The 26,454-nt window shown below is 70.1% G+C and carries 20 protein-coding genes and 1 pseudogene; 8 read left to right on the forward strand and 13 right to left on the reverse strand.

Annotation, left to right across the window (positions count from 1 at the left end; translation table 11 throughout):
- Nucleotides 1–229 precede the first annotated feature (229 nt).
- Both FRAQA3DRAFT_RS10010 and FRAQA3DRAFT_RS10015 read left to right on the forward strand, forming a co-directional pair.
- Complete coding sequence (locus FRAQA3DRAFT_RS10010; protein ID WP_009738939.1) at nt 230–712, forward strand: MarR family winged helix-turn-helix transcriptional regulator; 483 nt, start codon at nt 230–232, stop codon at nt 710–712.
- 260 nt (nt 713–972) lie between these two features.
- Complete coding sequence (locus tag FRAQA3DRAFT_RS10015) at nt 973–1,902, forward strand: LLM class flavin-dependent oxidoreductase (RefSeq protein WP_009738940.1); 930 nt, start codon at nt 973–975, stop codon at nt 1,900–1,902.
- A 9-nt stretch (nt 1,903–1,911) separates the two neighbouring features.
- Here the strand turns inward: FRAQA3DRAFT_RS10015 and FRAQA3DRAFT_RS10020 are convergent.
- Nucleotides 1,912–2,355 (reverse strand): annotated as a pseudogene (locus FRAQA3DRAFT_RS10020) (IS5 family transposase); the annotation flags it as partial.
- Nucleotides 2,356–2,671: 316 nt separating this feature from the next.
- On the opposite strand from FRAQA3DRAFT_RS10020, the gene FRAQA3DRAFT_RS10030 reads away from it, so the two are divergent.
- Entirely contained in the window at nt 2,672–4,252 is a 1,581-nt protein-coding gene (locus FRAQA3DRAFT_RS10030) for a DUF3626 domain-containing protein (RefSeq protein ID WP_009738943.1), read from the forward strand.
- A gap of 475 nt (nt 4,253–4,727) precedes the next feature.
- Here the strand turns inward: FRAQA3DRAFT_RS10030 and FRAQA3DRAFT_RS38620 are convergent, their stop codons facing one another.
- Complete coding sequence (locus tag FRAQA3DRAFT_RS38620) at nt 4,728–5,036, reverse strand: hypothetical protein (RefSeq protein WP_083873555.1); 309 nt, start codon at nt 5,034–5,036, stop codon at nt 4,728–4,730.
- A 652-nt stretch (nt 5,037–5,688) separates the two neighbouring features.
- Here FRAQA3DRAFT_RS38620 and FRAQA3DRAFT_RS10035 point away from each other — a divergent pair.
- The 3 genes from FRAQA3DRAFT_RS10035 to FRAQA3DRAFT_RS10045 all read left to right on the forward strand — a co-directional run bounded on the left by FRAQA3DRAFT_RS10035 (nt 5,689) and on the right by FRAQA3DRAFT_RS10045 (nt 9,775).
- Nucleotides 5,689–7,821, forward strand: coding sequence for a PKD domain-containing protein (locus FRAQA3DRAFT_RS10035; RefSeq protein WP_009738945.1), 2,133 nt, complete (start codon nt 5,689–5,691; stop codon nt 7,819–7,821).
- Nucleotides 7,822–7,823: 2 nt separating this feature from the next.
- Nucleotides 7,824–8,597, forward strand: a complete 774-nt coding sequence (locus FRAQA3DRAFT_RS10040; RefSeq protein WP_009738946.1) for an SDR family NAD(P)-dependent oxidoreductase — start codon at nt 7,824–7,826, stop codon at nt 8,595–8,597.
- Between the two features lie 851 nt (nt 8,598–9,448).
- Nucleotides 9,449–9,775: a hypothetical protein gene (locus FRAQA3DRAFT_RS10045; RefSeq protein ID WP_035920790.1), complete on the forward strand. Its 327-nt coding sequence runs from the start codon at nt 9,449–9,451 to the stop codon at nt 9,773–9,775.
- A 453-nt stretch (nt 9,776–10,228) separates the two neighbouring features.
- Here the strand turns inward: FRAQA3DRAFT_RS10045 and FRAQA3DRAFT_RS10050 are convergent, their stop codons facing one another.
- Nucleotides 10,229–11,092 carry a TauD/TfdA family dioxygenase gene (locus FRAQA3DRAFT_RS10050; protein WP_009738947.1) on the reverse strand — a complete coding sequence of 288 codons (864 nt, stop codon included), beginning with the start codon at nt 11,090–11,092 and terminating at the stop codon, nt 10,229–10,231.
- Between the two features lie 119 nt (nt 11,093–11,211).
- Nucleotides 11,212–11,988: an SDR family NAD(P)-dependent oxidoreductase gene (locus FRAQA3DRAFT_RS10055; protein WP_009738948.1), complete on the reverse strand. Its 777-nt coding sequence runs from the start codon at nt 11,986–11,988 to the stop codon at nt 11,212–11,214.
- Between the two features lie 554 nt (nt 11,989–12,542).
- On the opposite strand from FRAQA3DRAFT_RS10055, the gene FRAQA3DRAFT_RS10060 reads away from it, so the two are divergent.
- Nucleotides 12,543–13,448, forward strand: coding sequence for a class II aldolase/adducin family protein (locus FRAQA3DRAFT_RS10060; RefSeq protein ID WP_009738949.1), 906 nt, complete (start codon nt 12,543–12,545; stop codon nt 13,446–13,448).
- Between the two features lie 157 nt (nt 13,449–13,605).
- Here the strand turns inward: FRAQA3DRAFT_RS10060 and FRAQA3DRAFT_RS10065 are convergent, their stop codons facing one another.
- Nucleotides 13,606–14,373, reverse strand: coding sequence for an AfsR/SARP family transcriptional regulator (locus tag FRAQA3DRAFT_RS10065; protein ID WP_009738950.1), 768 nt, complete (start codon nt 14,371–14,373; stop codon nt 13,606–13,608).
- Between the two features lie 603 nt (nt 14,374–14,976).
- Between FRAQA3DRAFT_RS10065 and FRAQA3DRAFT_RS10070 the strand changes: the two genes are divergently transcribed.
- Nucleotides 14,977–17,817 (forward strand): LuxR family transcriptional regulator, encoded by a 2,841-nt coding sequence (locus FRAQA3DRAFT_RS10070; protein WP_009738951.1) that lies wholly within the window; start codon nt 14,977–14,979, stop codon nt 17,815–17,817.
- On the opposite strand, the gene FRAQA3DRAFT_RS10075 is transcribed toward FRAQA3DRAFT_RS10070, so the two are convergent.
- The 8 genes from FRAQA3DRAFT_RS10075 to FRAQA3DRAFT_RS10115 all read right to left on the reverse strand — a co-directional run bounded on the left by FRAQA3DRAFT_RS10075 (nt 17,807) and on the right by FRAQA3DRAFT_RS10115 (nt 26,289).
- A complete protein-coding gene (locus FRAQA3DRAFT_RS10075) occupies nt 17,807–19,492 on the reverse strand; it encodes an ABC transporter ATP-binding protein (RefSeq protein ID WP_009738952.1) in 1,686 nt (561 codons plus the stop codon). The two genes, FRAQA3DRAFT_RS10070 and FRAQA3DRAFT_RS10075, sit on opposite strands and share 11 nt — an antisense overlap.
- On the reverse strand, nt 19,489–20,391 hold the full coding sequence (locus FRAQA3DRAFT_RS10080; RefSeq protein WP_009738953.1) for an ABC transporter permease: 903 nt from the start codon (nt 20,389–20,391) through the stop codon (nt 19,489–19,491). The genes FRAQA3DRAFT_RS10075 and FRAQA3DRAFT_RS10080 overlap by 4 nt, the downstream gene beginning before the upstream one ends.
- Nucleotides 20,392–20,431: 40 nt before the next feature.
- Nucleotides 20,432–21,439, reverse strand: a complete 1,008-nt coding sequence (locus tag FRAQA3DRAFT_RS10085) for an ABC transporter permease (protein WP_009738954.1) — start codon at nt 21,437–21,439, stop codon at nt 20,432–20,434.
- Nucleotides 21,424–23,034 carry an ABC transporter substrate-binding protein gene (locus tag FRAQA3DRAFT_RS10090; RefSeq protein WP_009738955.1) on the reverse strand — a complete coding sequence of 537 codons (1,611 nt, stop codon included), beginning with the start codon at nt 23,032–23,034 and terminating at the stop codon, nt 21,424–21,426. The genes FRAQA3DRAFT_RS10085 and FRAQA3DRAFT_RS10090 overlap by 16 nt, the downstream gene beginning before the upstream one ends.
- A 478-nt stretch (nt 23,035–23,512) precedes the next feature.
- Nucleotides 23,513–24,505 (reverse strand): LLM class flavin-dependent oxidoreductase, encoded by a 993-nt coding sequence (locus tag FRAQA3DRAFT_RS10100; protein ID WP_009738957.1) that lies wholly within the window; start codon nt 24,503–24,505, stop codon nt 23,513–23,515.
- Between the two features lie 314 nt (nt 24,506–24,819).
- A complete protein-coding gene (locus tag FRAQA3DRAFT_RS10105; protein ID WP_009738958.1) occupies nt 24,820–25,269 on the reverse strand; it encodes a nuclear transport factor 2 family protein in 450 nt (149 codons plus the stop codon).
- Nucleotides 25,266–25,697: a nuclear transport factor 2 family protein gene (locus FRAQA3DRAFT_RS10110; protein WP_009738959.1), complete on the reverse strand. Its 432-nt coding sequence runs from the start codon at nt 25,695–25,697 to the stop codon at nt 25,266–25,268. Before FRAQA3DRAFT_RS10110 ends, FRAQA3DRAFT_RS10105 begins: the two co-directional genes overlap by 4 nt.
- Nucleotides 25,690–26,289 carry a nuclear transport factor 2 family protein gene (locus FRAQA3DRAFT_RS10115; RefSeq protein ID WP_009738960.1) on the reverse strand — a complete coding sequence of 200 codons (600 nt, stop codon included), beginning with the start codon at nt 26,287–26,289 and terminating at the stop codon, nt 25,690–25,692. Before FRAQA3DRAFT_RS10115 ends, FRAQA3DRAFT_RS10110 begins: the two co-directional genes overlap by 8 nt.
- Nucleotides 26,290–26,454: the final 165 nt, after the last annotated feature.

Consider the following 26,454-nt stretch of genomic DNA (forward strand, 5'->3'; position numbering starts at 1 on the left):
TCCGGCGGCGGTGCCCAGCCTCCGGCGGCGGTGCCCAGCCGGCGGCCGCGACTCGGGGGACGGAGCCCGCGGGCCGTCGAACCCGGTCCGCCCGGGACGCGAGGCGTGGCCGACCGCGGCCAGGGCCCGGCCTTGGAGATCGTCCCCCGGCCGCCTGCCGCCCTACGCCGGTCCGCACGCAGATAGTTCGTCGCGCGAATTTCTTGGCGCGGGATGTTAAGCTGGTGGGGTGGGCGCGCATGGCGATGGCCAGATCGGAGTTGTGGCCGCGCTGGTGCGGTCGGCATTCCTGGTGAATGCCGTGTACGCGGAGTCGAGCCGGGAGCACGGCATCACCTCCCAGCAGGGACAGCTGCTGTGTGTGCTGATGGCGCAGCCGTGCGGCATGGGCGAGCTGGGCGCCATCCTGGGGTTAGCCAAGTCGAGCGTCACCGGTCTCGTGGATCGTACCGAGCGCAACGGCCTGGTCCGGCGCGAGCCCGACCCGCGGGACTCGCGGGCCGTGCGTGTCGCGCTCACTCCGCAGGGCGGCGGGCTCGCGGCGAAATTCTATGCCGAGACCTGCCGGCGGATCGAGAAGTTGCCGGCGGGACTCGACGCGGCCGAGCGCGGCGCGCTCGCGAGCCTGCTCGGTCGCGTCGTGCTGGACAACAAGGTCCCGGCGGTCTTCACGGAGCTGGACGAAGGAGCACTCGCCGCCCACGGGCGCTGAGACCGGGATGCCGCGTGTCACGGCACCGAACTTGCAGTCCGTAGCGTGAACAGTTATAGTTCGTGGCACGAAAATTTGCTCTTTAGCGCGGAAGCGTGAGATCTTGGGTGATCCGGCCGCACCGCCGGACAGCTCGGCTCCCCCGCCGCCGGAACCATCCCGTAACCGGCAGACCAGGTGAACTCGCCGAGCCTCGGCACCATCTTTCCACCCTCCACTCGGCACGCCCACCGGCGGGCCCCCGAAGGAAAGACAGGGCATTGTCTGTACAACAGGTCGTCTTCGGTTTCGGTGCGCACACCGGCATCGACGACGGGCCGGAGCTGCTGCGCACAGTCCAGCAGGCCGACCGTGACGGGCTTGACATCTTCTCGCTGTCGGACCACCCCTACATCGGCGGGCGCCTGGACGCCTACGCCGCCATCGGCTTCATTCTCGGTGGCACGCGGCAGATCGCCGGCTTCGCCAACGTCAGCAACCTGCCGAGCCGGCCCGCTCCCCTCCTGGCCCGGGCGGTGACGTCACTGTCGGCGCTTTCCGGCGGCCGCGTCGTGCTCGGCCTGGGAGCGGGCGGGCTGTGGGATCGGATCTCCGACCTGGGAGTGCCGCGGCTGTCCGCCGGCGACGCCGTGGACGCCTTCGAAGAAGCGATCGTCCTGGTCAAGAAGCTGTCCGGCGGCGGTCCGCCGGTCACCTACCGGGGCCGCTTCTACCAGGTGAACCAGATCGAGCCGGCACCGGTGGCCGCGCCGCCCGTGTGGACCGGATCGGTCGGGCCGAAGTCGCTGGCCGCCACCGGCCGGGTGGCCGACGGCTGGATCCCCGGCCACGCCGCGGACTGGCGCAGCGAAAGATACCGGCAGTCGCGGCCGGTCATCGACGAGGCGGCGGCGGCCGTGGGCCGCGATCCGCGCGAGATCCGCACGGTCTACAACTTCACCGGAAACATCACCGACCGGCCGCTGGCCGCCACGCGTGACCACACCGGCCGCTGGCTCGGCGGTTCCGTGGACCAATGGATCGAGGAACTAACCGGGGCCGTGCTGGAACACGACGCCTCCGGCTTCATCCTCTTCTCGGCCAGCGGCGGCGCGCAGGACATCGTCAGCGTCGGCCGCTGGGCCAACGAGATCGTCCCGGCCGTACGCGAAGCGATCGCCAAGGACGACCGCCAGACGGCAGGGCGGTAAGAGGTTGTCTCAGGTGGGGAGTTTCTTCCAGCAGGTGATCGCGGCGGCGAGGCGGAGGAACCCGAGGAAGCTGTGGCCATTGCGTTCGTAGCGGACGGTCAGCCGGTGGTACCCGTCAAGCCAGGCGATCGTTCGTTCGATCTTCCACCGGTACCGGCCGAGGCGTTCGGTGCTCTCCACGCCGCGTCGGGCGATGCGCACGGCGATGCGGCGCCGACGTAGGAAACGGCGCAGGTACGGGTAGTCGTAGCCCTTGTCGGCCCGTAGCTTGGCGGGTCGGCGTCGCCGCGGCCCACGCCGGGACCGGATCACGGGGATGCTGGCGACCAAGGGGACGAGGGCGTGGCTGTCGTGCAGGTTCGCCCCGGAGACCGCCACGACCAGCGGTAGGCCATCGGCGTCGGTCAGGACATGAATTTTCGAGCCGGTTTCGCCGCTATCGACCGGATTGGGGCTGAGCGAGGCTGTTCTCCATCACATCCATGATCGGGTATATACCCGGCGCAGCCCCACACGAGACAACCTCTAAACTCGGGGGCATGTTCACGCCTCGCCGCTTGGCCGACGGCCGCATCCAGGTGCCTCGAACCGTCACTGGGCCTGGTGGCTTCATCGGCGACGAGGTCGCGACCCTGAACCCGGGTGACCCCGGCTATGAGGATGCGTCAGACCGGATCGACGGCCGTGCCGACCGCGGCCCCCACGACGATGTCGTGCTCCCACCGGTCGACGCGTCGGCGGCGCCCCTCTACTGACCCTCGGAGGGGATGTGACATCCCCTCCCCAGCCTCGCTTCGATCTCGAGGCGGAGATCGACTGGAACACCTGGCAGCCCGGGTCCGCGACGGGCGCGACGATGGCCCGCAACCTGGCACTGCTCATCGCGCAGGCCGTCGGCCTCGAGCCGGACTGGCCTCGGCGGGCGACCGCCCGCGGGTCGCTGCTCGCCTCGATCGAGGACCGCAAGCTCGATGTCCTCGCCGCGGCAGTCGTTGACGCGGTCGCCCGTGGCGACTCGACCCGGGCCCTCGAGCGGACTCTGCTCGAGGTGCTGGACCGAACGACCTGGGCGGATCTGGTCGCGACGACCGAGATGAACCGGGCGATGACCGCCGCCGCCCTGGACACCTACCAGCAGCAGGGCGTACCAGCGCGCGAATTCGTGATCAGTCCGGTGGACACGATCATCGGCCCCGGCGGGAAGATCACCCAGACGGATCGAGTCTGCCCCCGGTGCCATCGGAACGCGGACGCCGGAGCGATCCCGCTTTCCGCCGAGTTCCCAAAGGGCGATCCCCCTGTGCATCCGGCGTGCCGGTGCACGGTGGTGCCCTCGTGGCCGGAGATCGCCAAGGCGTTCAACCCCCGGCAGGTCCGTGGGCCGGACGGCCGCTGGGTCGACATGCCCGGCGGCGATTCACACCGGGATGAGGCAGTCGGGAAGCCGCGGCCTACATCTCCCCGCGGGTCGGCGCCGTTCTGGCATCCTGCCCCGTCCTTCTGGGACGACCCGCGAGTGCAGGCGGTCAGACGAACGCTTGAGCGGCCTCCCGTCGACGATCCAGACGACATCGACGACATGGAGTTCGACCCGGACGATGAGGCCGCGTTCGAGTTCCAGGGGGACCACCCTCTCGATTACGCACGGGTTGTGCAATACGTTGCGATCGACAACACAACCGAGGCCGCCCGGCAGGAGAGCCGCCCACATCTCACGTCGGACCAGTTCCGCGCCGAAATGCAAGCTTACGTCGAACAGCTTTTCGCCGGCGAAGAGGTCGCTGTTCGCGTCACGGGTGCGACCCTCCAGTCGATACTCGAAGAAGGGCGGCTGAAAAACCAGCACGAGACGGGAACCTCACTCGGCGCACTCGCCCCGGCAATGCGATCCCAATTTGAAGATCAGTGGTTCGGAACGACCCCCTCCGAATCCACCCTCGCACAGAGGCCCGTTTATGGCTACCTGATGGTCGATGGCGAACGCGCCGCCGGGTCCGTCCACCAGGATGCCCTGTCCGGCTACGACCGTCTCCAGATCGTGATGCGACCCGAGATCGTTGGACGTACCACGGCGATGGTGGGAGATTCGCTCGACCACGTTGACTACGGGCTGCCGAGCCCGCTAGCCGCGCCGGTCTGGCAGTCGGCATCGCCGGGGCTACTACCACCGGATCGGGACTACTCGGATTCCGGCTTCCGCGAGCAGACCTACGTTGAAGCGCAGATCCACGGCGGCGTTCATCTCGATGACATCGACCGGGTTATACTGCCATCCGACCCGACGGCAAATCTCGCGGGCCGCTTGCAGGAACTAGGTATATCGTGGACGGTGAGGCGAGGTGATAGCTAATGGACGTTCGGGTACTGGCAGTACGGGATGACGGGGCGCAGCTAGTCGCCGTCTCCGACGACGCCTACGCCGCAATGATTGTTCTGCCGGACGGGCAGACGCGGATCGTCGGCCGTCTGTCGGCACTCGCTCGGACAGGTTGGACGCCACCGCCGGCTGGAGTAGTCCCGATTCATGTACCCGACGACGCTGACCATCAGCTCGCCGCCGCCGAGACTCGGTTCACGCCGGGGCTGGTAAGCGGCCGTCGACCTCCTGTCTTTCCGCTCGCCGGCCGGAAGCAGCAGTAGCCCCTCCCTCTATCGAACCTAGTACTGCAGTCACAGTGGTCTTTATGTGGCCGCGGCCGGCCTGACGATCCGCTGGGCGGCCCGGATCCTGGTCTGGAAGTGGTGATAGCGGGCGCGTGCCTGGTGGCCGCGACGCCAGTCCGACCACCAGGTGATCACGGCCGGTGGGACGGCGGCCTGGCGGATCAGGATCTGCTGGGGCCGGTTGTCCAGGCCGGCGCGGTCGATCGTGTCGACCAGCGCCCAGTCGTACAGCCGGGGTCCTTGCGAACCATCCGCGCAGGAACATGTCTGCCAGGCCCGGGCGGGGACCTTCCCGGCGAGGACGTCGACGCGGCGACGGCCGTGGGCACAGGGGTGTCCTTCTTGACGGCGAGAACATAGCCGATCCGGTGTTCTTCCAGCCAGTCACGGAGCTCGGGGTCCACGCCGTACGCCTCGTCGCCGGCGACCCGGCCGAGCTCCCGGTGCGTCACCCAGAACCGGCGGACCATGTCCAGGGCCAGCAGCGGCTTGGTCGCGAAACCGCAATAACCTCCCGCTGTAATCTCGCTGGTCTTCGTCCCAGGCGAGTCCGGTGTTGTCGTTGGTGGCGGCCCCCACGACGTGACGGCTAGCCCGCGTCCCGAGTGGCCCCGGGGCAGGACTGGCGGTCCCGCCCAAGCTCAACGACCGCTCCGGGCTGCACGGACCGACTCTCGACCGCTAACGTGATCTCTTCCCGTACGTCGATCACCCGCGGATGAGGCCCGGACAAGCGCGTTGGCCTCGGCCTGGCCGTCGCCGGCCCTTTCCAGGTAGCCGGCACGGCCAGCGCACCGGGGCGTCCTCGACACCATCGGACACGATCCCCTTAGTTGGCACGCGGCACCGGGTCGTGTCGCGCTCCGGGGCTGCCAGCCCGGTCACCGCGGGTTCGCCACCGGTCCGGGATCAGGAGACATATCCGGCTGTGCGTCCGCAGCAGGTCCTTCACCGTTGGCCCGCGCTACGGGCAATGGCACCTGTGTGGGCTTGACTTCGTCATCGCGGTAGGGAGTGCGCCACACGGGTGAGTGAACAGCGTTGACATAGCCGCGGCCGCTCTGCGACGCTGCAGCTCCCACAGCTGGCGAGGCCCGAGGGCGACGAAGGCGGAGCTGTCTCATGAGCGCGATCGATCTGTCCGGGTACGAGGTCACCGACTCCTTCTTCGGGGCGCCGTTCATCGCGGTGGACGAGGAGCGTGAGCGTCCGTCGCCCCATCGTTTTGTGCAAGGAGGATTCGGGGGTACCGATACGGAGTTCGCCTTTTACTTCCCCCCCGCCCAGTACTACACGGGCCGCATGTTCCAGCCGTTGGAGGGCGGCAACGGCGGCCATGCGGTCACCTTCGGTGGAGGAATTCTCGGCGAGATGTTCCAACGCATCGCCATGAGTGCTCGGCTGGGTGGTTACATGGTCGAGTCGAATCAGGGCCACCAGGGTGACGACTATGACCCGAAGGCCGGACAGGACCCGACGCTCTACGGTCACCGGGCCAGTGCCGAGTCCGCGCGATTATCCAAGTACGTCGCCACCCAGGTCTACGGCGGCGCCCCTCATCACAGCTACGTGTGGGGAGGCAGCGGCGGCGGGCGGCGCTCCCCGCTCTGCCTGGAGAACGCGCCCGGCGTGTGGGACGGGTGCATGCCGTCGACCAGCGGCGGCGAGATCGCCGAGCCCGGCAACACCGAGCGGGTCAAGGCCGGCAGCATCATGTCGTTCGGCCAGATGTTCAACGTCCAACGGCTGCTCGGTCGCGACAAGATCATCGCTTTGGCGGACCGGATGGCGCCGGGCGGCAGCGGCGACCCGTTCGAGGGGCTCGGCACGCACGAGCGCGAGGAACTGGCGTCGCTGTACCGGCAGGGGTTCGCCCGCGGCAACGAGTTCATGATCAGTGAGCCGATGGGCCAGATGTGGCTGTGGACCTCCCTGGCCGACGAGCTGTACCGCGACGACCCGGACTACTTCGCGAACTTCTGGACGAAGCCGGGCTACGTCGGGCACGACGCACCCGAACTGGTCGAGGGCGACCTGATCCACCAGACGGGACGGGTCGTGCGCACGCTGTCGGCCCGCGACCTGAACGAGTCGTCCGACTTCGCCGGACCCGAGTTCCAGACCATGCGGATCCTGGCGGCGATCGTCGGCGCGGGCGGCGAGGCGTACGACTTCCCCTACGCCGTCGAGATCGAGGGGCTCGACGGCGGCTATCGCGTCGGGACCGGCGTGAAGATCCTGACCGGGAAGGCCGCCGGGCGGTCGCTGTACGCCACCGGCGCGGCCGGCGACGTCTTCGCCTGTGACGGGCAGGGCGACGCGAACGTCCTGCGGTTCAAAGGTGTCGGGCCGGGCGATGAGGTGCTCGTCGACAACCGCAGGTTCCTCGCCTACTGCTACTTCGCCCGCCATCACGTCACCGACGACCCCGCGTTCGCGCACCTGCTGGTCGACGACCGGCCGATCTATCCGCAGCACCCCGTGCCGCGGATGTCCTCGCTGATGGGTGTCTGCTACTCGGGCCAGTACGAGGGCAAGGTGCTCTGGATCCACCACACGCACGACTCGTCGGTCTGGCCCGCGTGGGGCACGCTGTACCACCGGGCCGTGCGCCAGGCCCAGGGCGAATCGGGCGCGAGGCAGAACTTCCGGATCCGCTGGACCGAGTATGCCGAGCACGGCCCGTACGGCATGGTCCCGCCGGAACCGAACCGCGTGGCCGCGACCCGGCTCATCGACTTTCGTGGCATCACCGAGCAGTCGATGATCGACCTGATCGACTGGGTGGAGAACGGCGTCGAGCCGAGCGGGACCAACTACACCTTCGCCGACGGCCGGGTGCACCTGCCGTCGAGCGCGGCCGAGCGGGGCGGCATCCAGCCGGTCGCGTCGGCCACGGCGAACGGCGGGTCCCGGGCCGACGTCGGTGTGGGGGAACCGGTGACCCTGACCGTCACCGCCGCCGTCCCGCCGGGCGCCGGAAGGATCATCTCGATCGAGTGGGACTTCGACGGCACCGGAACCTATCCGTTCCGCCATGAGGAGATCGACGGCAGTGCCGCCGAGCTGAGCGTCTCGACCACGCATGCCTACGACCGTCCGGGGACGTACTTCGCCACCGCGCGCGTGACCTCCCACCGCGCGGGCGACGTGCAGGCCGAACTGTGTCGGATCGAGACGATCGCCCAGGCCCGCACCGTCGTTGCCGGGGCCGCCGTTGCCGGGGTTGCCGCCGTTGCCGGGGCGGGGGTCTGAGGATGGCGGGTTCGCTGGACGGCAAGGTCGTACTGATCACGGGTACCGGGAGCGGCATGGGCCGGGCCGGGGCGCTACGGTTCGCCGGCGCGGGCGCCACCGTCGTCGGATGCGACCTGAACGCCGAGGGCAATGCCGAGACCGAGGCCATGGTCGCCGCGGCCGGCGGTCGGATGCTCGGCATGGCGCCGGTCGACCTCGGCGACTACGCCGCGTGCGAGAGCTGGGTCGACCAGGCCGTGCGGGCCCACGGTCGCATCGATGTGCTGTGGAACAACGCTTCGGCGTGCGTGTTCGCCACCATCGACTCGATGACGGTCGAGCAGTGGGACTTCTCGATCCGCAACGAGCTGAGCATCGTCTTTCTCGTGACCAAGGCGGCCTGGCGGCACCTGACCGCGAGCGCCGGCGCGGGCGCGAGACCGGTAGTGATCAACACGGCGTCGGTGGCCGGGCACGGCGGTGGTCCGGGCGGGATCGCGCATTCGGCGACCAAGGCCGCCGTCCTGGCGATGACGCACGTCATCGCGGCCGAGGGTGCGCCGTACGGTATCCGCGCCGTCAGCATCAGCCCGGGCGCGATGGACACCCCAGGTTCGGCCGAGCAGCTCGCCCTGCCTGGCGCCCGGGAGGCGCTGCTGAGCCTCTCGCTCGTCCCCCGGCTCGGTGATCCGGACGAGGTCGCGCGGGCCGCGGTCTTCCTCGCCTCCGACGACGCCTCCTTCATCACCGGCGCCGACCTGCTCGTCGACGGCGGCCTGACCAACCACGGCTGAGGTCCGGGCGGGCGGCGGTCGGCTCGTCCTCCCCCACCCGCCGGCTGTCCGGGCCGAACCTCGGGTGGCATGGCGGATTCGATCGCGGCGGTGCGTGGCGCAGGTCCCGGCTGTCCGGCCGGGTGTTCAGGCGCCGAGACAACGCGACGACCGCGCTCCGCTGGTTCGCAGGGATCAGGAGCAGTGCGCGGGCATCGAGATCGTGGACGGGATGGTCGTCGTGAGCCCGAGCGCGTCCAAGCGTCGCAACCGGCTGGTCAAGATCCTCGCGGTCACGTTGGCGGCTGCCTTCGGTGCCATGGCAGCGCAGGGCGTGTCCGGACGGATCTACAGCCCGCCGAACTCGGTAACCGGCTCCTTGCCCTCTGGGTACCCGAGCTCATCCTCGTGCGGCCCTGGCAGGTCCTGTCCTCCCTGCACCTGTCCATCCGTGACGCTCGGGAATGGGACGCTCGGGAATGGGACGCTCGGGAATGGGACGGGCGGGAATGGGACGGGCGGGAATGGGACGGGCGGGAATGGGACGGGCGGCGGGCAACCCGGCTGCGCGGGGTGCCGCGCGACGGCAAGCTCCACCTGTTCCGTCACCTCCACCGCCTTCCCGAAGCAGACACCTACGACTTCGTCGTCGAGGGCACCACCGGTCTGCTGCTGGAACTGGCCGCCTGGTCCGACGAGCGAGAGATCGAACGGGCCACCCCGCGCAACCCGCAGCTCGGTGGCCCGCTCGACCCGGCCCGCTTGACCCGGCCCGCTTCGACCCGGACACGGTCGGCACGGTCGACAAGACCGAACCAGCCTTCCCCGAGGCCCGGCCACTGGCCGCGCTGGCTGGCGAGACGGACTTCACCGTGCTCAGCCCCCGCGGCGAGGCCTACTCCGGCTTCGTCGAACCTGACGAGGACGGGGTCGCCGTGATGGCGCACCCCGCCGCAGGACACCCATCCCACCGTCTCCTGTCGTTCATCCAGTCACGGGGAGCGAGGATCGCGGACCCCGCCGAGTGGGACGCGATCGAGTTGCCGGACGGCACCCCCGCCCGCTGGTGGTCGCCCGACAACGACCCCGAGCAGGGCCACCTACGGTTCCAACGGGCCGGCACCCAGATCTGGATCCAGGGCCGCGGCCACCAGGATCTACGCGATCTGGCCGTCAGCCTCGAGCCGATCAGACCGTGAACCCACGGCGCACCGTCCCGCCACCGCCTGCGAGCACCGACAGGGCCCGTGTTGCGGTGACGGTGTGGGTCGGGTCTGGGCGGGGGTCGGGTCTGGGCGGGGGTCGGGTCTGGGCGGGGGTCGGGTCTGGGCGGGGGTCGACGCGGGCCGGGGATCGACCCGGACGCGGAACACCATGATCGATCGGGCTACGTGCCGCCCGGCAATATCTGGCCACCGCCCACGCCGTGGAACAGCCCCCCGCGATCCGGGCGGCGTGCGCCGCCGGCACCCTGCCCCACGCCAAGGTCCCAGCGGTCACCCGGGTCACCGCGACCGCCCACGTCCAGACAGATCAACACCCGCCGCCACCGGGACCGACCCGGGAACCATCATCATGAACCATCAACCGACACCACGCATTGAAGATCGGTAGCTCACCGGACGCGGGTACACCTGCCGGCGGACAGCGGCTTACAGGTCGCCGTAGAGCGGCTCGTCGGCGATGAGGATGCGCTCCAGCAGGCGCGGCGTCGTTCCGTAGTTGCGAACCGCGTAGTGCACGGTGGCCCGGTTGTCCCAGAACGCGACCGAGCCCGGACGCCACGAAAAGCGCACCTGGTTCTCCGGCTTGCGGTACTGGTCGATGACCGCGGTCAGCAGCTCCCTGCTTTCGGCGCGGTCGAGCCCGATGATCGTCGGGCGCTGGGTGAAGTTCACCCACGCGATCTTCTCGCCGGTCTCCCGGTGGATCCGGACGACCGGATGTGCGACCACCGGATAGTCGTGCCCGGAGGCGGCCAGCGCGGCACGAAAGTCGTGGGTGACGTGGCGGCCTTCGAGCCGCTCCTTCACCTCGTCGGACAGACCCTGGTACGCCAGCGCGGCGTCGACCCAGATGGTGTCCCCACCGACCTCGGGCAGGTGCACCGCCCGTAGCACCGCACCCCAGGTCGGAACGAGCCGCCAGCTCGTGTCGGTGTGGTATGGGTCCCAGACGTCGTCACCGGCCTGCGGGGTGTGGACCTTCGCGTACTTCTCGAAGTCGTCGGAGGAGATGCGGTGGATGGCGGCGGCGCGGGGATCGGCCTTCGCGGCACCCGGGTGCGTGTAGAGGGGACCGAACTGCCGGGCGAAGGCCTCGTGCCCTTCCTGGGTCAGGTCCTGATTGCGGAAGAACACAACCTTGTACTTCAGCAGGGTCGCCCTGATCTCGTCACGCACCGCGGGCGGCAGCGGCTGGCCGAGATCGACGCCGTCGATCTCCGCGCCGATGGTGGGTTGCAGCGGCCGGACGGTCAGCGGCGATTGGACGGGTGCCTCCACGACAGTGGTCACTGTCTGTCCCTTCGGTCGGGTAACGCAGATCGGTCGGGTAACGCAGATCGGTCGGGTAACGCAGATCGGTCGGGTGATGCCGATCAGTCGGATGATGCCGATCAGTCGGGTAATGCAGGTCAGTAGTGGATGGGGCCCAGGGTGCCGCCGCCGGCGGCGATCGCCTCGCCGGTCACGGCGACCGCGAGCGGGGAGGCGAGGAAGGTCACGACCGCGGCGACCTCGTCGGCGGTGACGGCCCGCCCGATGGAGATGCGCGCCGCGGCGGCCTGGATCTGCTCGTCGGAAAGAACGAAGCTCCCGCCGTGGTCGCCGGTCAGGGTCAGCCCCGGGTGCACCACGTTGACGGTGACGCCGTGCGGGCCCAGCTCGTCGGCCAGGGTCTTGGTGAGGGCAGCGACGCCGACGTTGCGGATGGAACCGGAGGCGAGGCCGACCTGGCGGGCCGCCAGCCCGCCGATGTTGATGATCCGCCCCCAGCCCTGCGCGACGAAGTGCGGCGTGACCGCCTGGGCGGTGCGCAGGTAGCCGAGCACCTTGACGTTGAAGTCGGCGGCGGCGTCCGCTGTGGACAGGGCGCCGACCCCCCCGGGTCCGCCGGCGCCGCCGGGTCGGGCCGCGTTGTTGACGAGAATGTCGACGCCGCCGAGTTCGGCGACGGTGCTCTCGACCAGGGCCTGGACGGAGGCGTCGCTGGCGGTGTCGGTGACCACCGGGACCACCGTCGCACCGCCCGCGGCGGACAGCTCGGCGGCGGCGGCCTTCAGGACGTCGGCGTCACGGGCGGCGATGACGACCTGGGCTCCTTCGGCGAGCAGCGCGCCGGCGATCGCCCGCCCGATGCCGCGGCTGCCACCGGTGACGATCGCCCGTCGGCCCGCAAGTTGGAGATCCACTCGTGCTCCCTGTCGGTTGTCTGGTCGCCCGGCCGTGAGTTCCCCTGGCCGAGGCAAGGGTCGCCCGCGGGACGCGCCGGACGACGTAGCGCCTCAGCAAACAACGCAGCGCCGCAGGCGGACGGCGTCGCGCCCCAGGCGAACGATGTGGCGCCCCGGGCGGGCGGCGTGGCGCCCCGGGCGGGCGGCGGAGAAACCCGGGCGGGCGGCGGTCCGGCCGCCGGCTACCGGGGGTCGAGACTGGTCGGACTTTGGGCGTCGGCGCTGAGCATCGGCGCTGGGCGTCGGCGTCAGCCGCGGCGATCCGGACAGCTCGCGGAGGTGACTCGCAGCAGGTCGATGTGCTCGCGCCTGGCCAGAAAGGCGATCGTCAACACATCCCCAACATGACCCCGCATTGTCGATCGGTCAAGTGAGACAATACAGTGACGTACACCACATAATGAGATCCGGCACCTGCTCCGGTAACCCCACACACCGCCAGCCTGCACGTCGGGCGCCGGCTCGCTGGGGCCATGGATCGATCGTCCCTCGAGATGGAAGGACCCGACCGAATGACGCTCTCCCCCCACGATGCGCCCCCGGCACCAGCGACGGCGCCAGCGAGCCCGGTCGCCGCAACGTCCGACGCCACGGCACCCCGCGATACGGCGCCCGATGACGGACGCGGGTACCCCTGGGCCGGACTGGTCTCCCCCGCCGAGGGCGGCCAGTGGCCCCGCCCGGTGCCGGTCCGCACGGTCGAGCAGGAGCGGCTGCACCGCAAGCAGAAGCTCGCCGCGGCGTACCGGATCTTCGCCAAGCTCGGCCTCGCCGAGGGCCTGTCCGGCCACATCACCGCCCGCGATCCCGAGCTGACCGACCATTTCTGGGTGAACCGGTTCGGCCTCGACTTCAGCCGCGTCACGGTGTCCAGTCTGCTGCTGGTCAACGCGAAGGGCGAGGTCGTGGTGGGGCGGCCGCCGCTGAACACCGCGGCGTTCGCGATCCACTCGCAGATCCACGCCGCCCGCCCGGACGTCGTCGGCGCCGCGCACACCCACTCCCCGTACGGGCGGGCGCTGTCCGCGCTCGGCGTGCCGCTGCATCCGATCTCCCAGGACGCGTGCGCCTTCTACCAGCAGCATGTGGTCTTCGACCAGTACAACGGGGTCGTGTTGAGCGAGGAGGAGGGCCGGAAGATCGCCGCCGCGCTCGGCCCCCACAAGCTGGCGATCCTGCGCAATCACGGACTGCTCACCGTCGGCACCAGTGTGGAGGCGGCGGCCTCCCGGTACATCGCTGCCGAGCGAGCGGCCAGGACCCAGCTCATCGCGGCGGCGGCCGGGCCGCTGCACATCCTGGACCACGAGACCGCCAGCTTCACCGCCGGCCAGGGGCGCAGCGACGACCCGGACCGCTGGGCCTTCGACGCCCTCTACGAGATCATCATCGAGGAGCAGCCCGACCTGCTCACCTGACCTCCCCGCAGCCACCGATGGTCACCAGGAACCGCACGTCGCGCGCCGGCACCGGCCGGAACAGCCGGACTGGGGTTGGCAGGTCGGGACGCCGTCGATGTCGCCCAGCCGGTCGGCTACCAGGGACTGTTCAGTGGAATCGGCGGGATCGGGCGCGCTAGACCGCCACCGCGAGGTCACGCCGGTCGTTCAGGATTGCGTTCTGCAGCCGGCGCATGGTCTCACTCGGCTCGAGCCCGAGTTCCTCCCGCATGAGGCGCCGCGCGCACTGGAACTCGCGCAGCGCCTCGGCCCGTCGACCCGACAGATGCAGGGCCAGCATCAGCAGTTCCCGGAAGGCCTCGTGGAACGGATACTCGTCGATCCAGTTGGTGAGATCGCACACCAACTCCCGGTGACGTCCGGTCCGCAACGAGCAGCGGGCGATCGACTCCAGGCACCCCAACCGCATTTCCTCGGCCCATCGCATGAAGGTGCTGACTATCGCGCCGTCCCGTATCCCGGCAAGTACCGGCCCACGGAAGAGCGCGGCCGCCGCGGTGAAGCTGACGAACGCCCGCTCTGGGTTGCCGGCCAAGTCAGCACGCCCGCGGGCATATAGCCGCTGCAGGTCGTAGACGTCGGTGAGCGAGTCGTCCACTCGCAGGACGTAGCCGTGTGCGTGAGTGGCGATGACCGCGCCCTGGCTGTCCGGGCCGGGGCAGATCTTACGCAACTGGGAGACGTAGACATACAGTCCGGCCCGGACCCGGCTGGGGCGGTCGTCTCCCCATATCTCGCTGATGAGCTCCTCGGCGGAAACCGAACGATTCGCCCTGATAAGAAGCGCGGCGAGCAGGATCTCGACTTTCGGCGCGCTGATCCTTCGGGGTTTCCCGTTCATGATCTGGAGTGGCCCGAGCAGCTCGTATCGCGTGGCTTCCACAGTCTGTCCTCCACGGACGGGGAGACGGACCGAGGTCCGCTTCACCTGGCGTCGGCCATTGTCAGGGACGGGAGAAGCGGGCACATCAGCGGAAGTGCGTATCTTCGGTGCGGCCTTGTACGTACTCGACGAGCCGGCCGGGCCCTGATCATGGGTGGTCTCGGTCCGCCCGCCAACCGGTCGCCCCGGGGAGCAGTCGCAACGAATCGAAACGGTGGACGATACGAAGAGGCTCCTCATACGATGCGTAGGTGCTCCGCAGTCCTTCGCGCCGCGTCCACGTTGACTTCGCCCGCGTGGCCAGTGCTTTGTGTCCGAAGGCTGACTGTCCAGACCTCTGACGTCGGGGCGCCGATACTTTCGGCCTGGGCCGCCTTTCCGGCGGCCGGGCCATGTACAGATCCGCACACGGATCTCGCCGCCGCACCCCGCCGTACCGCCACCTCGACGACGGTACGGCTGAGCCGGCGCCGGGCATGGTCGCCCCGGTGACCGGCCCTCGTGACGAGGCCGAGAGAATGCGACACGATCAACGCGTCAGCGGGGCGACGGACGCGGCTCCGTCGCCCGGCCCGACGCATCCGGGGACAAGGGGAATGCCCGATGGAGTCGTCGCTCCACGCCATGACGCCCTGTGCACCCGCGCACCTCGACCGGTCCGGTCCCACCGTCGTGCGGACGGCCGAGCTCCAGTTGTTGCAGACCCTGGTGCGCGAACCCGGCCGTGCGGGCAGGTTGATCGCGGTCGTCGGCGAACCGGGGTCGGGCAAGACGCATCTGCTGGCCGCTCTGGTGCGCGATCGGTACCGCGGCGAGCGCCCAGCCACCGTCTACCGGTTCACCCCGGGCCACGACCAGGACCCGCACAGCCCGCTGCACCCTGCGCTGACGCCGCCACCAGCGCCCGGCGCACCGGACCTGCCGGCCGGGAACGTCTCGCGGCTGCGACCCGGCTCCGCCAGCCGGGACCTGCTCGTCCTGGAGGATGCCCACCTCGCGAACGTCGCGACCATACGGGAGCTGACGGCGATCGCGGCGGGAAAGATCCGCCCCCGGTGGGACGTGGTCGTCTCGCTGCGGCCCCGCCAGACCCCCATGGAGCTGGCCGAGGCGATAGCGCTCGGCGTCACCTTCGGCCACTCCAGTCGCATCGACCTGGCGCCGCTGACCGACGAGCAGGTCGTCGCCCTGCTGTCGCGACCACTGACGCAGGAGATCCGCCACGGCGACCGCAATCCCTTCAACCTCCGCGCGCTGCAGGCTCTCGAACAGAGCCGGCGGCACCACCGGGACACGATCGTCGCGCCCTTCGAACGCGCCGCCCTCAGCGAGACCCAGGGTCTGGGCGCGCAGGAACACCGCGTGCTGCAGGCCGCCGTGGTGCTGCGGGAACACTTCGACGTCGAGCTGCTCTCGGCGGTTGCCGAGCTGGACCATGCGCAGGTCTCCGCGGCGGTACGGGCGCTCGTGCGTCGCGACCTGCTGCGGCCGGACGGAGTCGGACGAGGCTTCTCCGTACGCCACGATGTCTTCGGCGCGCTCCTGCACCGGGCGATGGACCCGATCTGGGCGGAGAACGCCCATCGGCGCGCCATCGGCAGCCTCGCCAGCCGGGGCCTGACCAGTCGGGAGCTCGGATTCCACCTCGTTCACTCGCTTTTCCGCGCGCGCCCCGAGGAACTCGCGCAGCTCGTCGCGGCGGCGTGGGACGTCATGGAGTCCGATGTCTCGGAATCCCTCTCGTGGCTCACCACCGTCACCGAGTGGACCTCCCCCACCAGTGCGATCGGACGACAGGCCCGACTCGCCCTGGTCGCCGCGCTCGGAATCTCCGGGCGCATGACGGAAAGCCGCGACCTGCTCTTCGACATCCACCGGCACCAGGAGGATCTCCACGAGGCCGGCTGGGCCGATCAGGTCGCCTTCGTCTGCGTTGTGGAGGGCATCGCCAGCCACGACGTCCAGACCCTCGGCCTGCTCGGCGAGCAGCTGGACCTGCCCGCGGCGCGTTCCTCGATCGCCTGGCCCCGGATGGTCTTCGCCCACGGCCTGCGGCTGGCGATGAGGGTCGGGACGTACGACCGCCAGCTCCTCGACGCCGCGGTCGAGGTCGCCCGGCACAACGGGGCGGACGCGGACATCTGCGGGCTGCTTGCCATCCGGGCGCTCGCCTCGATGCAGGCGGGGGACTTCGACGCCGCCCACACGGACGCCTCCGCCGCCGGGGAGGCGCTTTCCCGGTGCCCGGAGCGGCTGGTCAGCCAACGGCTGGAGTACGTCTTCGCGGTCGGTCTCGCCAACCTCTATCTCGGCCGGTGGTCAGATGCCCGCCACCAGCTCAGACGCGGGGTGGCAACAGCCAGCCGGTCGCAGCGGACCTTCATCCTGCCGGGCCTGCTGGTGATGCTCAGCGAGGCCGAGCGCAGCCTCGGGCTGCTCCGCCAGGCGCGCGAGTCGGCGCAGGCGGCCCACCACGAGGCCGGATCCAGCTGCACGCTGCGCTGGCCCCAGGCACTCGCCCTGCAGTCGCTCAGCGAGGTGTGGCTGCAGCCGCCGGGCAGCGGGCGAGCGCGGGCACTGGCGAAACAGGCGCTGTCCGGGTACCCCTTGGAGTCGCAGGTGCCAGTCCGCGGTGACATCAACGGCAGCGCGTCGATGGCGGTCCTGTCCCTGGCCATCTCGGCCTGGCTCGACGGCGATTCCCAGCACTGCGTGACGTTGCTGCTCAACGAGGGCAAGGGGCCGCAGCTGACGGGACTGCCGCTGTTGCAACGCGGGAGAGGCTGGGAGTTGCTCTGCGCGGCCGGACTCGACGCCGGACTGCCCATCGCCGAGTGGGCCGCACGCAACGAGCGGCACGCGCGCGCGGTATCGCTGCCCTTTCACCACGCCTACGCGCTCCTCTCTCGCGGCCACGTGCTGCGTGGGACCGGCCGGACCGCCGACGCCGCCGGGTGTTACCTGGAGGCGGCCGCGCTGTTCGCCTCGGCCAGCATGCCGATCGACCAGTGCTACTCCCTCGGACTCGCAGCCGCGGCGCTGCGATCGCTCGGCCGCGCCACGCAGGCCGCGGACCTCGCCAACCTGGCGGCGGAGATCGCCGGGCGCCGCGGCGCCCTGACCCTGCTGCACTGGCTGGGCCGCCAGGACGGCCGGCCAGGCCGGCCGCAACCGCGGGACCCCGCCGAACCCGAGATACTCGGCGCGCTCACCCGGCGCGAGCGCGAGATCGCCTTCCTCATCTCGTCGGGAATGAAACGGCGGGAGATCGCCGAGCGACTGACTATAAGTATCAGAACGGTCGACGTCCATCTGACCCGAATCTATCGGAAGACCGGATTGAGCTCCATGGTGGAGCTGGCTGTCGCGGTCAACCGGACCACCGGGGGACAGCACCGAAATCATGACCCGGATCGAACGGCGAGGGCCACCGTCAGAATGTAGTTTCCAGCTGGGGGACCGCGGCGAGCAGCGCCTGGGTGTATGGATGCCGCGGGGCGCCGAACACCTGCTCCGCCGCTCCCTGTTCGACCACCCGCCCCCGGTGCAGGACGACCACCCGATGGCTGAGGTAATGAACGACGCCCAGATGGTGGGAGATGAAGACGTACGCAACGCCCAGGCGGGCCTGGACGTCCCGGAAAACCTCGAGTACCTGTGCCTGGATCGAGACGTCCAGGGCCGACACCGGTTCGTCGCAGACGATCACCTCCGGCTCGGGCGCGAGCGCGCGGGCGATCGCCAGTCGCTGCCGCTGGCCCCCGGAGAGCGCCCGGGCCCGCTCGGGCAGGACCTCCCGCCCGAGCCCGACATGCTCCAACAGCTCCCTCACCCGCTTCGCCCGGTCGGCGGACGACATCGACGACACCCGCAGCGGTTCGGCGAGGATCTGGTGTGCCGTGTAGCGGGGGTCGAACGAGCCCAGCGGGTCCTGATAGATCATCTGGACACGTCGACGGGTCGCGCGTCGGGCGGCGCGGTCCAGCGTGTTCCACCCGACGCCGTCCACCCTGACCTCCCCGGCGTCCGGCGCGACGAGCCCCATCAGCATCCGGCCGACCGTGGTCTTGCCCGATCCGGACTCTCCGACGAGCCCCACGGTCTCCCCCGCCCGCACGACGAAGGAGACGTCGTCGACCGCTGTCAGTCGCTGCCGGCCGGGTAGGTGGTAGGTCTTGACCAGTCCGCGGGCCGCCAGCACCACCGGAGCCGGATCGGCGGGCACCGCCGGGTCGGGCGGCAGGCTCACGGACACCGGTGTCGCCGACGCCGACGCCGAGGGCGCCGGCGTACCGCTGCCGTGTGCGCCCAGCGCCGAGGCCGCCGCGAGGAGCTGGCGGGTGTAGGTGTGCCGGGGCGCGTCGAGCACGGTCCGGGTGGTCCCCTGTTCGACGAAGACCCCGCCCCGCATCACGTAGACGTGGTCGGCCAGTTCAGCCACGACCGCGAGATCGTGACTGATCAGCAGCATCGCCGTGCCGTCCGCGGTCCGTTCCCGCAACAGCGCGAGCACCTGCTTCTGCACCGTCATGTCCAGCGCCGTGGTGGGCTCGTCCGCGATGAGGAGATCCGGCCTGGCGGCGAGGGCGGACGCGATCAGGGCGCGCTGACGCAGCCCACCGGACAACTGGTGGGAGTACTGGCGCAGCCGGGTCCGCGGCTGCGGGATGCCCACCTCCGCCAGCAGGCGGACAACCTCCTCCTCGACGTGGCCGCGTTCGACCGTGCGGTGCTCTCGCAGCGGCTCGGCGACCTCGGCGGCGATGGAACGCAGGGGGTCGAGTGAGCCCATCGCGTCCTGCAGGACGAAGCCGATCCTGCCGCCGCGCACCGAGCGCCACTGCCGCGATCCCAGTACGCGCAGATCGATGCCGTCGAACGACAACGCCTGCGCGCGCACCGCCGCGTTGTCGCCGGCCAGTCCCACCAGACTGCGGGCGGTCACGCTCTTGCCGGATCCGGACTCTCCGACGATCGCCACGATCTGGCCTCGTCGGATCTCGAAGGAGACTCCCCGCACCGCCTCCACAACCTGGTGCTCACGGGAAAAGGAGACGGCGAGATTGCGCACCGCGAGCAACGGCTCGTCCTGCTCCTGCGGCGTATTCCCGCGGCTCATCGGGTCAGCCCCTGGATCCGCTCCCCCACCACGGTGACGGCGAGCACGGCGACGGTGAGCGCCAGGCCGGGGAAAACCGCCGGCCACCATGCCACCTCGAGGTAGTTGCGACTACCCGCCAGCATCGCCCCCCATTCGGCGGTCGGTGGCCGGGGGCCCAGCCCGACAAAGCTCAACGACGAACTTGCCACAATCATGCTGCCGAGACCGACGGTGGCGAGGGCGACGATCGGTCCGACGGTGTTCGGGACGACGTGGCGCACCACCACCTGCACTTTGCTCCAGCCCAGTCCATGCGCGGCCTCGACGTAGTCACAGGACCGGACGCGGATGACCTCCGCCCGGGTCACCCGCGCGAATCCGGGTAGGCCGACCACCGCCAGGCCCACCGCGGCGTTTGTGCTTCCGGTGCCGAGGACGGCGACGATGAGAAAGACCAGCAACAGTCCGGGCACCGACATGACGATGTCGAGCAGTCGGCTGATCACCTGGTCGACCACGCTGTTCGACTGGGCGGCGAGAACTCCCACCACGACGCCGCCGACCAGCGCCAGCAAGGACGCCCCGACCCCGATCAGCAGCGAAGGACGGGCGCCGTACACGATCCGCGCGTAGAGGTCCCGACCGTTCTGGTCGGTGCCGAACCAGTGGTCCCCGCTCGGCGCCCGCAGCGTCTGACGCAGATCGACGGCGTTCGGGTCCACCCCGGTGAACAGCCCGGGAGCGGCGGTGACGCAGGCCAGCAGGGCCAGTACCGCGAGCCCGAGCCCGAGCCCGACCACGGACCGCCGGCGGGGACGGCCCGCACCGACCCGTCCGGGGATCAGCCCGACCCCCGTCTCAGGACGCTCGGCGTCGAGCGTCGTCGACACCCGGGTGGATCTCTGCGCGACTGTCATCGGTGTCTCCCTTCCTGGTCAGTCAGGTCGGTCAGGTCGGTCAGGTCCGCGTCCGCGGGTCGATGAACCAGGTGAGGATGTCGACCAGGACGGTGATGATCACAAATGTCGTCGCCGCGACGAGGACGATCCCGATCACGACGGGCATGTCCCGGTTCTGGACTGCGGAGAGGACCAGCCGGCCCATCCCGCGGCGCGAGAACACCGTCTCGATGATGATCGCCCCGCCGATCAGGGAGCCGGAGATCCAGCCCAGCAGGGCGGTGGCTGGCAACAGGGCGTGGCGCAACGTGTGCCGAAGGCGCACCGCCGGCTCGCTGATCCCCCGGGTCCGGGCCGTCATCACGAAGGGCTCGTCCAACGCGCGCACCATCCCCTCCCGCAGCACCCGGGTGGTCACCGCCACCGGCCCCGCGGCCAGCGCGATCGTGGGCAGCACGAGCCCGGCTGGAGCGGACGACCCGATGGCGGGAAACCAGTGCAGCCAGAAGGAGAACACCGTCAGCAGGACGAGCCCCAGCCAGAACGGTGGAACGGCGACGACCAGCGACTCCACGGCGGCGACAACCGAACGCAGCGAGCGACGGCGGGTGGCGCTGAGCGCCGCGAACAGTACCGACGCGACCACCGTGGTCAGGACCGTCGTCGCCACCAGGACGAGGGTGTCCGGAAGCTGCTCGGTAATCGCCTGCCACACCGGCTTGCGCAGCATGTACGACTCGCCGAAGTCGCCGCGGAGCACTCGGCCGAGGTAGGCGAAGTACCGCACCGGCAACGGATCGTCCAGGTGGTAGCGCGAGATGATCTCCGCACGCACCTCCGGGCCGGCCTGGGACTGGGCGAGCAGCACATCGACCGTGTTGCCATGCATCAGCTCGAGCAGGAAGAAGGTCGCTGTCACCGCTCCCCACAGCACCGCCACGGAGGCCAGCACCCGGGTCAGCACCAGCCGGGCCAACGGGGCGCCGAGGCGGCGGCGCCCGCCGCCGCCCGGCGTCCCGTCGAGGCCCTCGTCCCTCGGTGCCGTCGAGGTCAGGAGGTCAGCCATGTGTCGTAGAAGCTCGGGCTACCGTCGATGTCGAAGGTGACATCCCGGACTCCGGAGCGGGCCGCGACGGTGGACAGGGGCGAGTAGATGGGAAACACCGCGGCGTCCGCGGTGAGCTGGCGCTGGGCCTGGCCATAGATTCGCAGCCGGTCCGTCACGCTTTCGCTGGCCGCGGCCTGCAGGAAGAGCTTGTCCAGCGCGCCGCTGGCATAGCGGGAGATGTTGTTGGCCAGTCCTCGGGTAGGCGAGGGAACGTTGGCCGAGCCGTAGAGGACCTTGAGAACCTCCGGGCCGGGGGAGGCGAAGTTCGTGTCGGCGAGCTCGTAGTCGGCGGACAGGATCCGGTCGACGTACGTGCCCTCGTCGATGTTCTCCTCGACGATCTCGATCCCGAGCTCCTTGGCGGCAGCCTGCACCTGAACGGCCAGGTCCTCGATGGACGGGTCGGACCACAGGTGGCGCAGCGTCAGGCGCGCGCCGTTCTTCGTCCGATACCCCTTGGCGTCACGCCCCGTCCAACCCGCCTGGTCGAGCAGCCGGGCGGCCTCGGTCGGGTTGTAGGCGTACGCCGACTCCTGGGACCTGTCGTAGCCGAGCGTCGTCGACGTCAGGACCCCGCGAGCGGACGGGTAGACACCGAAATAGACATTCTTGACGATCTGGGCCCAATCGATTCCCGCCCGGAAGGCCTTGCGGACACCAACGTCCGCCAGCACTCCGGACGCCGTGTTCGGGAAGTAGCTGTAGGGGATGCCCGGGAATGGCACCGAGAACAGGTGGAACCCGTCCGCGGTGCGGAGTTCACGCAGGTTCACCGGGGACAGGGTGGTGATCGCATCGACCTGTCCGCTGCTCAGCGCTCCGTACCGGGCGGAGTTGTCGGAGGCGACCCGGATCCGGATCCCGTCCAGACGGGCGGGGCCGGTGTGTCCCAGGCCGGCCGGCGCCCAGGCGTAGTCGCGGTTGCGGACGTACTCGATTCCCTGCTGCTGACGGTAGCCGCCCGGGCTGGCGAAGGGACCCGTGCCGACGATGGTGGCGCAGAGCGCGTCATTGCTCCGGGTAAGGGTGGCGGGCGATTCCATCCCGAGATTCGGGGTGGCCAGCACGTCCAGAAGCGACGAGGACGGCTCGGAGAGTCGCACTTCCACGGTGTGCGCGTCGATCGCCCGCGACGACTCGTAGCTGGCGATGAGGCTTGCCGCAAGCAGCGACTTGGTCTTCGGGGCGACGATGTGTTCCAGGTTCGCCACCACCGCCGCGGCGTCGAAGGGTGCACCGTCGGTGAACCGCACGTCGTCCCGGAGGGTGAAGGTGTAGGCCTTGCGATCCTCGGCGATGGTCCAGCGACTGGCCAACCAGGGCTTGATCGCCCCCTTCCGGTCCTGGTACACCAGGGAGTCCACAATCGGTCGGGATACCACGCGGGCGGCGGCGCTCGGACTCTGATGCGGGTCCAGGCAGTTGGGCTCCCTGCCGATGGCGAGGTTCAGGGTTCCGCCGTCCCGGGGGGTGCCCCCGTCCGCGCTGGTCTGCGATCCGCCGGCGCAGGACGCCGCCAACGCCAGGACGGCGCCGACCGCGACCGCCGTCACCGCCCGTCTCCTCAAAGCCACACTAAACCGAACTCCGGAAATCATCCAACATCCATAATCGTCTAATCGAGTTGACGGATTGACCTCGGCGACGGGCCTCGGCGCAGAGCTGAGCACAGGGCGGCCGCGGACGCCGGCGGCACGGTGGATTCCCGCGGCACCGAAACGGTGTGCCACCGTACCGGGAAATCCTTGAAAAGCCACCGGAGGCCGCAGCCGAAAAAACGCGGATAAGTCGGTGGCCTGCGGATGCTCCGCCGGCCATGACATTACGGTCGCCGTCTAAAGCCATTCTGAAGTCGGGCCACGCGCCGGGCCGGCTCGACGCGACCGCCGGAATTCCTGCCCACCTGTCAATCGCTTCGGCCGGGGTGCGGGACATCCTCGACGGGCTCCCACAGGTGGCCCACCAGGACGCCCTTATCGCCGACGGCCACACGTGGCACCGCTCGATCGCGGAGGCCGCTGGTCTCCTCGATCAGAGGGAGGCGGCGGCCTTGGCGAGCAGCTCGTAGGAGCGGATCCGTTGCTCCAGCCCGGGGATCTGCGAGAGGGCGAAGAACTCGTCCGCTCCGGATTCACGCACCAGTGCCTCGAACCTGGGGGCCACGGTGGCCAACGAGCCCACGAGCTGCGGGTCGATCCGCTCGCGGCGGAAGCCTTCCTCCGCCCCGCCGAAGCGGTGCCGCCGGGCCTCCTCCTCGGTCGGCAGCAGGGTGTCGGGATCGGTCGTGCGCATGAGGATCTGGCCGAGGACGAACGCGTCGGCGAGAGAGTGCGCACGCTCGTCCGAGTCGGCGAGCACCACGATGGCGGACACCGCGCCGCGTGGATATTCCAGGTGCACCGACGGCCGGAACGCCTTGCGGTAGGCGTTGAGTGCGACGGACGCGAGCCCCGGCACGATCGTGTGCGCATAGACATAGGGCAGACCGCGCGCGCCCGCGAACGCGGCGCTGCTCGGGCTGGAGCCGACCATCCAGAACTCGGGTGCGACCGCCGGTTCGGGTACGGCACGTACCTGCGACGCCCCACCCTCGCGGTGGAAATACCCGACGAGCTCGTCGAGCTGGGCTGGGAAATCACGCGGATGCGGGTCACCGAGCCGCGCGCCCGCGGCGGCCGCTCCCCCCACGGCCCGGCCGACTCCGAGGTCGACCCGCCCGGGGTGCAGGGACCCGAGCACGCCGAACTGTTCCGCCACGGCGAGCGGCGCATGGTTGGGCAGCAGCACCGCACCCGAGCCGACCCGGATCGTTGCGGTGACGGCGAGGATCTGGCCGGCGAGCACGGCGGGAGCCGAGGTGGCGAGCGCGGGCGTGCTGTGATGTTCGGCGACCCAGTACCGGCGGTAACCCAGCGCCTCCACGGCACGGGCGAGGTCCACGGTGTCCCGCAACGCGTCGGCGGCCGTACCGGACCGCCACACCGGCACCGTGTCGTGCGCCGAGACGAAGGTGGGTTCAACCATCGGGTTCCTCTCCTGGCTGCACCTCAGCAGAATCCGAGGCAGCCTCGATATCGGCGTGATCAGCCAACCTGAGCATGCCTCATGTTGTCAACGGGCCGCCGTCACCGGTCCGGTCTGAATTCCCCGGCGACCCGGCGCGGTTCCGCGGAACACCGTGATCATCGCTGGGGTCGGAGCCGAGGCGCGGTTCCGCGGAACACCACGATCACTTGTCCAGTCGTGGCTCATCACGATCTCGGCATCTCTCGGCATCTCTCGGCTCTCTCGGCTCTCTCGGCATCACGGTGGATGACGGAGCTCGGCTCGGGGCCGCGTCAGTCCGCGACCGGTGCCGCGGCGCCGGCGATGGAACGATTCCGGACTGTGAGCCGCCACGTACCGTCGGCAGCGCGGACCAGCCGGTCGTCGTAGCGGCCGAATCCGGTCACCGCGTAGGTCCCGGCCTCGGTGACCTTGATATTGACGACGTCGGTCAGGGCATGCGCACTGGAACCGGTGACCGTGATCGCCGGTTCTCCGAGCAGGTGCACGCCACTCCAACCGTTGTCGGGGACCTTGCTGATCTCCGCTCGGATCGCCTCCCGGCCGTACAGGGTGCCGCCCGGAGAGGTCAGGACCGTGTCGTCGGTCAGGTACGCGGCGATCCACTCGTCGTGGCGATGAAGGTCGTAGAGCTGAACGAGCCGAGCGATGAGAAGGCGGATCTGCTCGATGTCGCGCTCGGTATCACCGTCGCGCTCGATGTCGCGCTCGGTGTCACTCATGGCTGTCGCCCCGTCACTTTCGCCGGCCGGCCAGCCGGTGGGGAGGCCGGGGGCAGCAGGGGGGTGGGAAGCCGCCGGGCGAACGTCCAGCGGCCGGCACCGTCCCGGACCAGTTCGTCCTCCAGCCGGACCACTGACGTGATCGCGAAGCCGCCCGCCGGGTCAAGGCTGACGGTGAAGCTGTCGGTCCAGGCATGGGCGACGGGCCCGTCGATCTCGATGACCGGGATGCTCTGGAAGTGCACCGCGTGGGATTCGGCGGGTGACGCGAGCCCCAGCAGGGCGCGCACCGATCGCGACCCCTCGGCCAGGGCGCCCCAGATGGTCGTCTCGGTCGTGTACTGGGCGATCCATTCCTCGTCACGGTGGTCGCCGTGGGCCTGGGCAACCCGGGCCAACACGGTCGCGACGTCCTGAGCGTCACTCATGTGCGCTCCCGGCCGCGAGCGAGTGTTCGGTGCCGGCCGGCTGGCTCGCGCCGGCCTGCCGGCTCGCGCCGAGCGGCAGGTGGGTGACCAGCCGGGCGGCGAACCGCCACCGCCCGTCGGCGTCGCGGACGAAGTCGTCCTCGTAGCGGCCCGCGGCGGCGACCTCGTACCGGTGGTCGGCGGAGTACCGATGGTCGGCGGAGTACCGATGGTCGGCGGAGTACCGGTGGTCGGCGGAATCGGCGTGCGCCGCTGCGGCCCCGGCACCCGGCACCGCAGCCGCCGGCAGACTGTCCCTCAGCCGCAGGAGGGCGAAGTCGGTGGCGGCGTGAGCCCGCTCGCCGGCGACGTCGATCACCGGTTCGCTCAGGAAGTGCGTGGCGCGCCAGTGGTCGGACGCCGCAGCGCGGAAGTGGGCCAGGACCTCGTCCCGGCCCTGGTACGAACCGCCGCCCCCCGGCAACGGATCGTCCACCGCCCGATAGGTGAAATCGTCGGCGACGAGGTGGTCGGCCCACTGGTCGTGGCGCTCGCGGTCGCGCAGGTACGCGAACCGCGCGATGAGCGTACGGATGTCCCCGATATCGGTCACGGGTCTCCTTGTAGGTCCGGTCGGCTGAAATCCTGGTGGAGTGAAGGCCGGTCGGGTGACGGCCGGTCCGTCCGGCGGCGACCGAGCGGCCGAGTGGGTCGCGGGGGTCGCGGAGGCCGCAGCGCGGCAGGCGCGGGATCCGGGGCGCGCCGGGCGGGGGTGGCC

Origin of the sequence: Frankia sp. QA3, assembly GCF_000262465.1 — a bacterium.
In the GTDB taxonomy this organism is placed as follows: Bacteria; Actinomycetota; Actinomycetes; order Frankiales; family Frankiaceae; genus Frankia.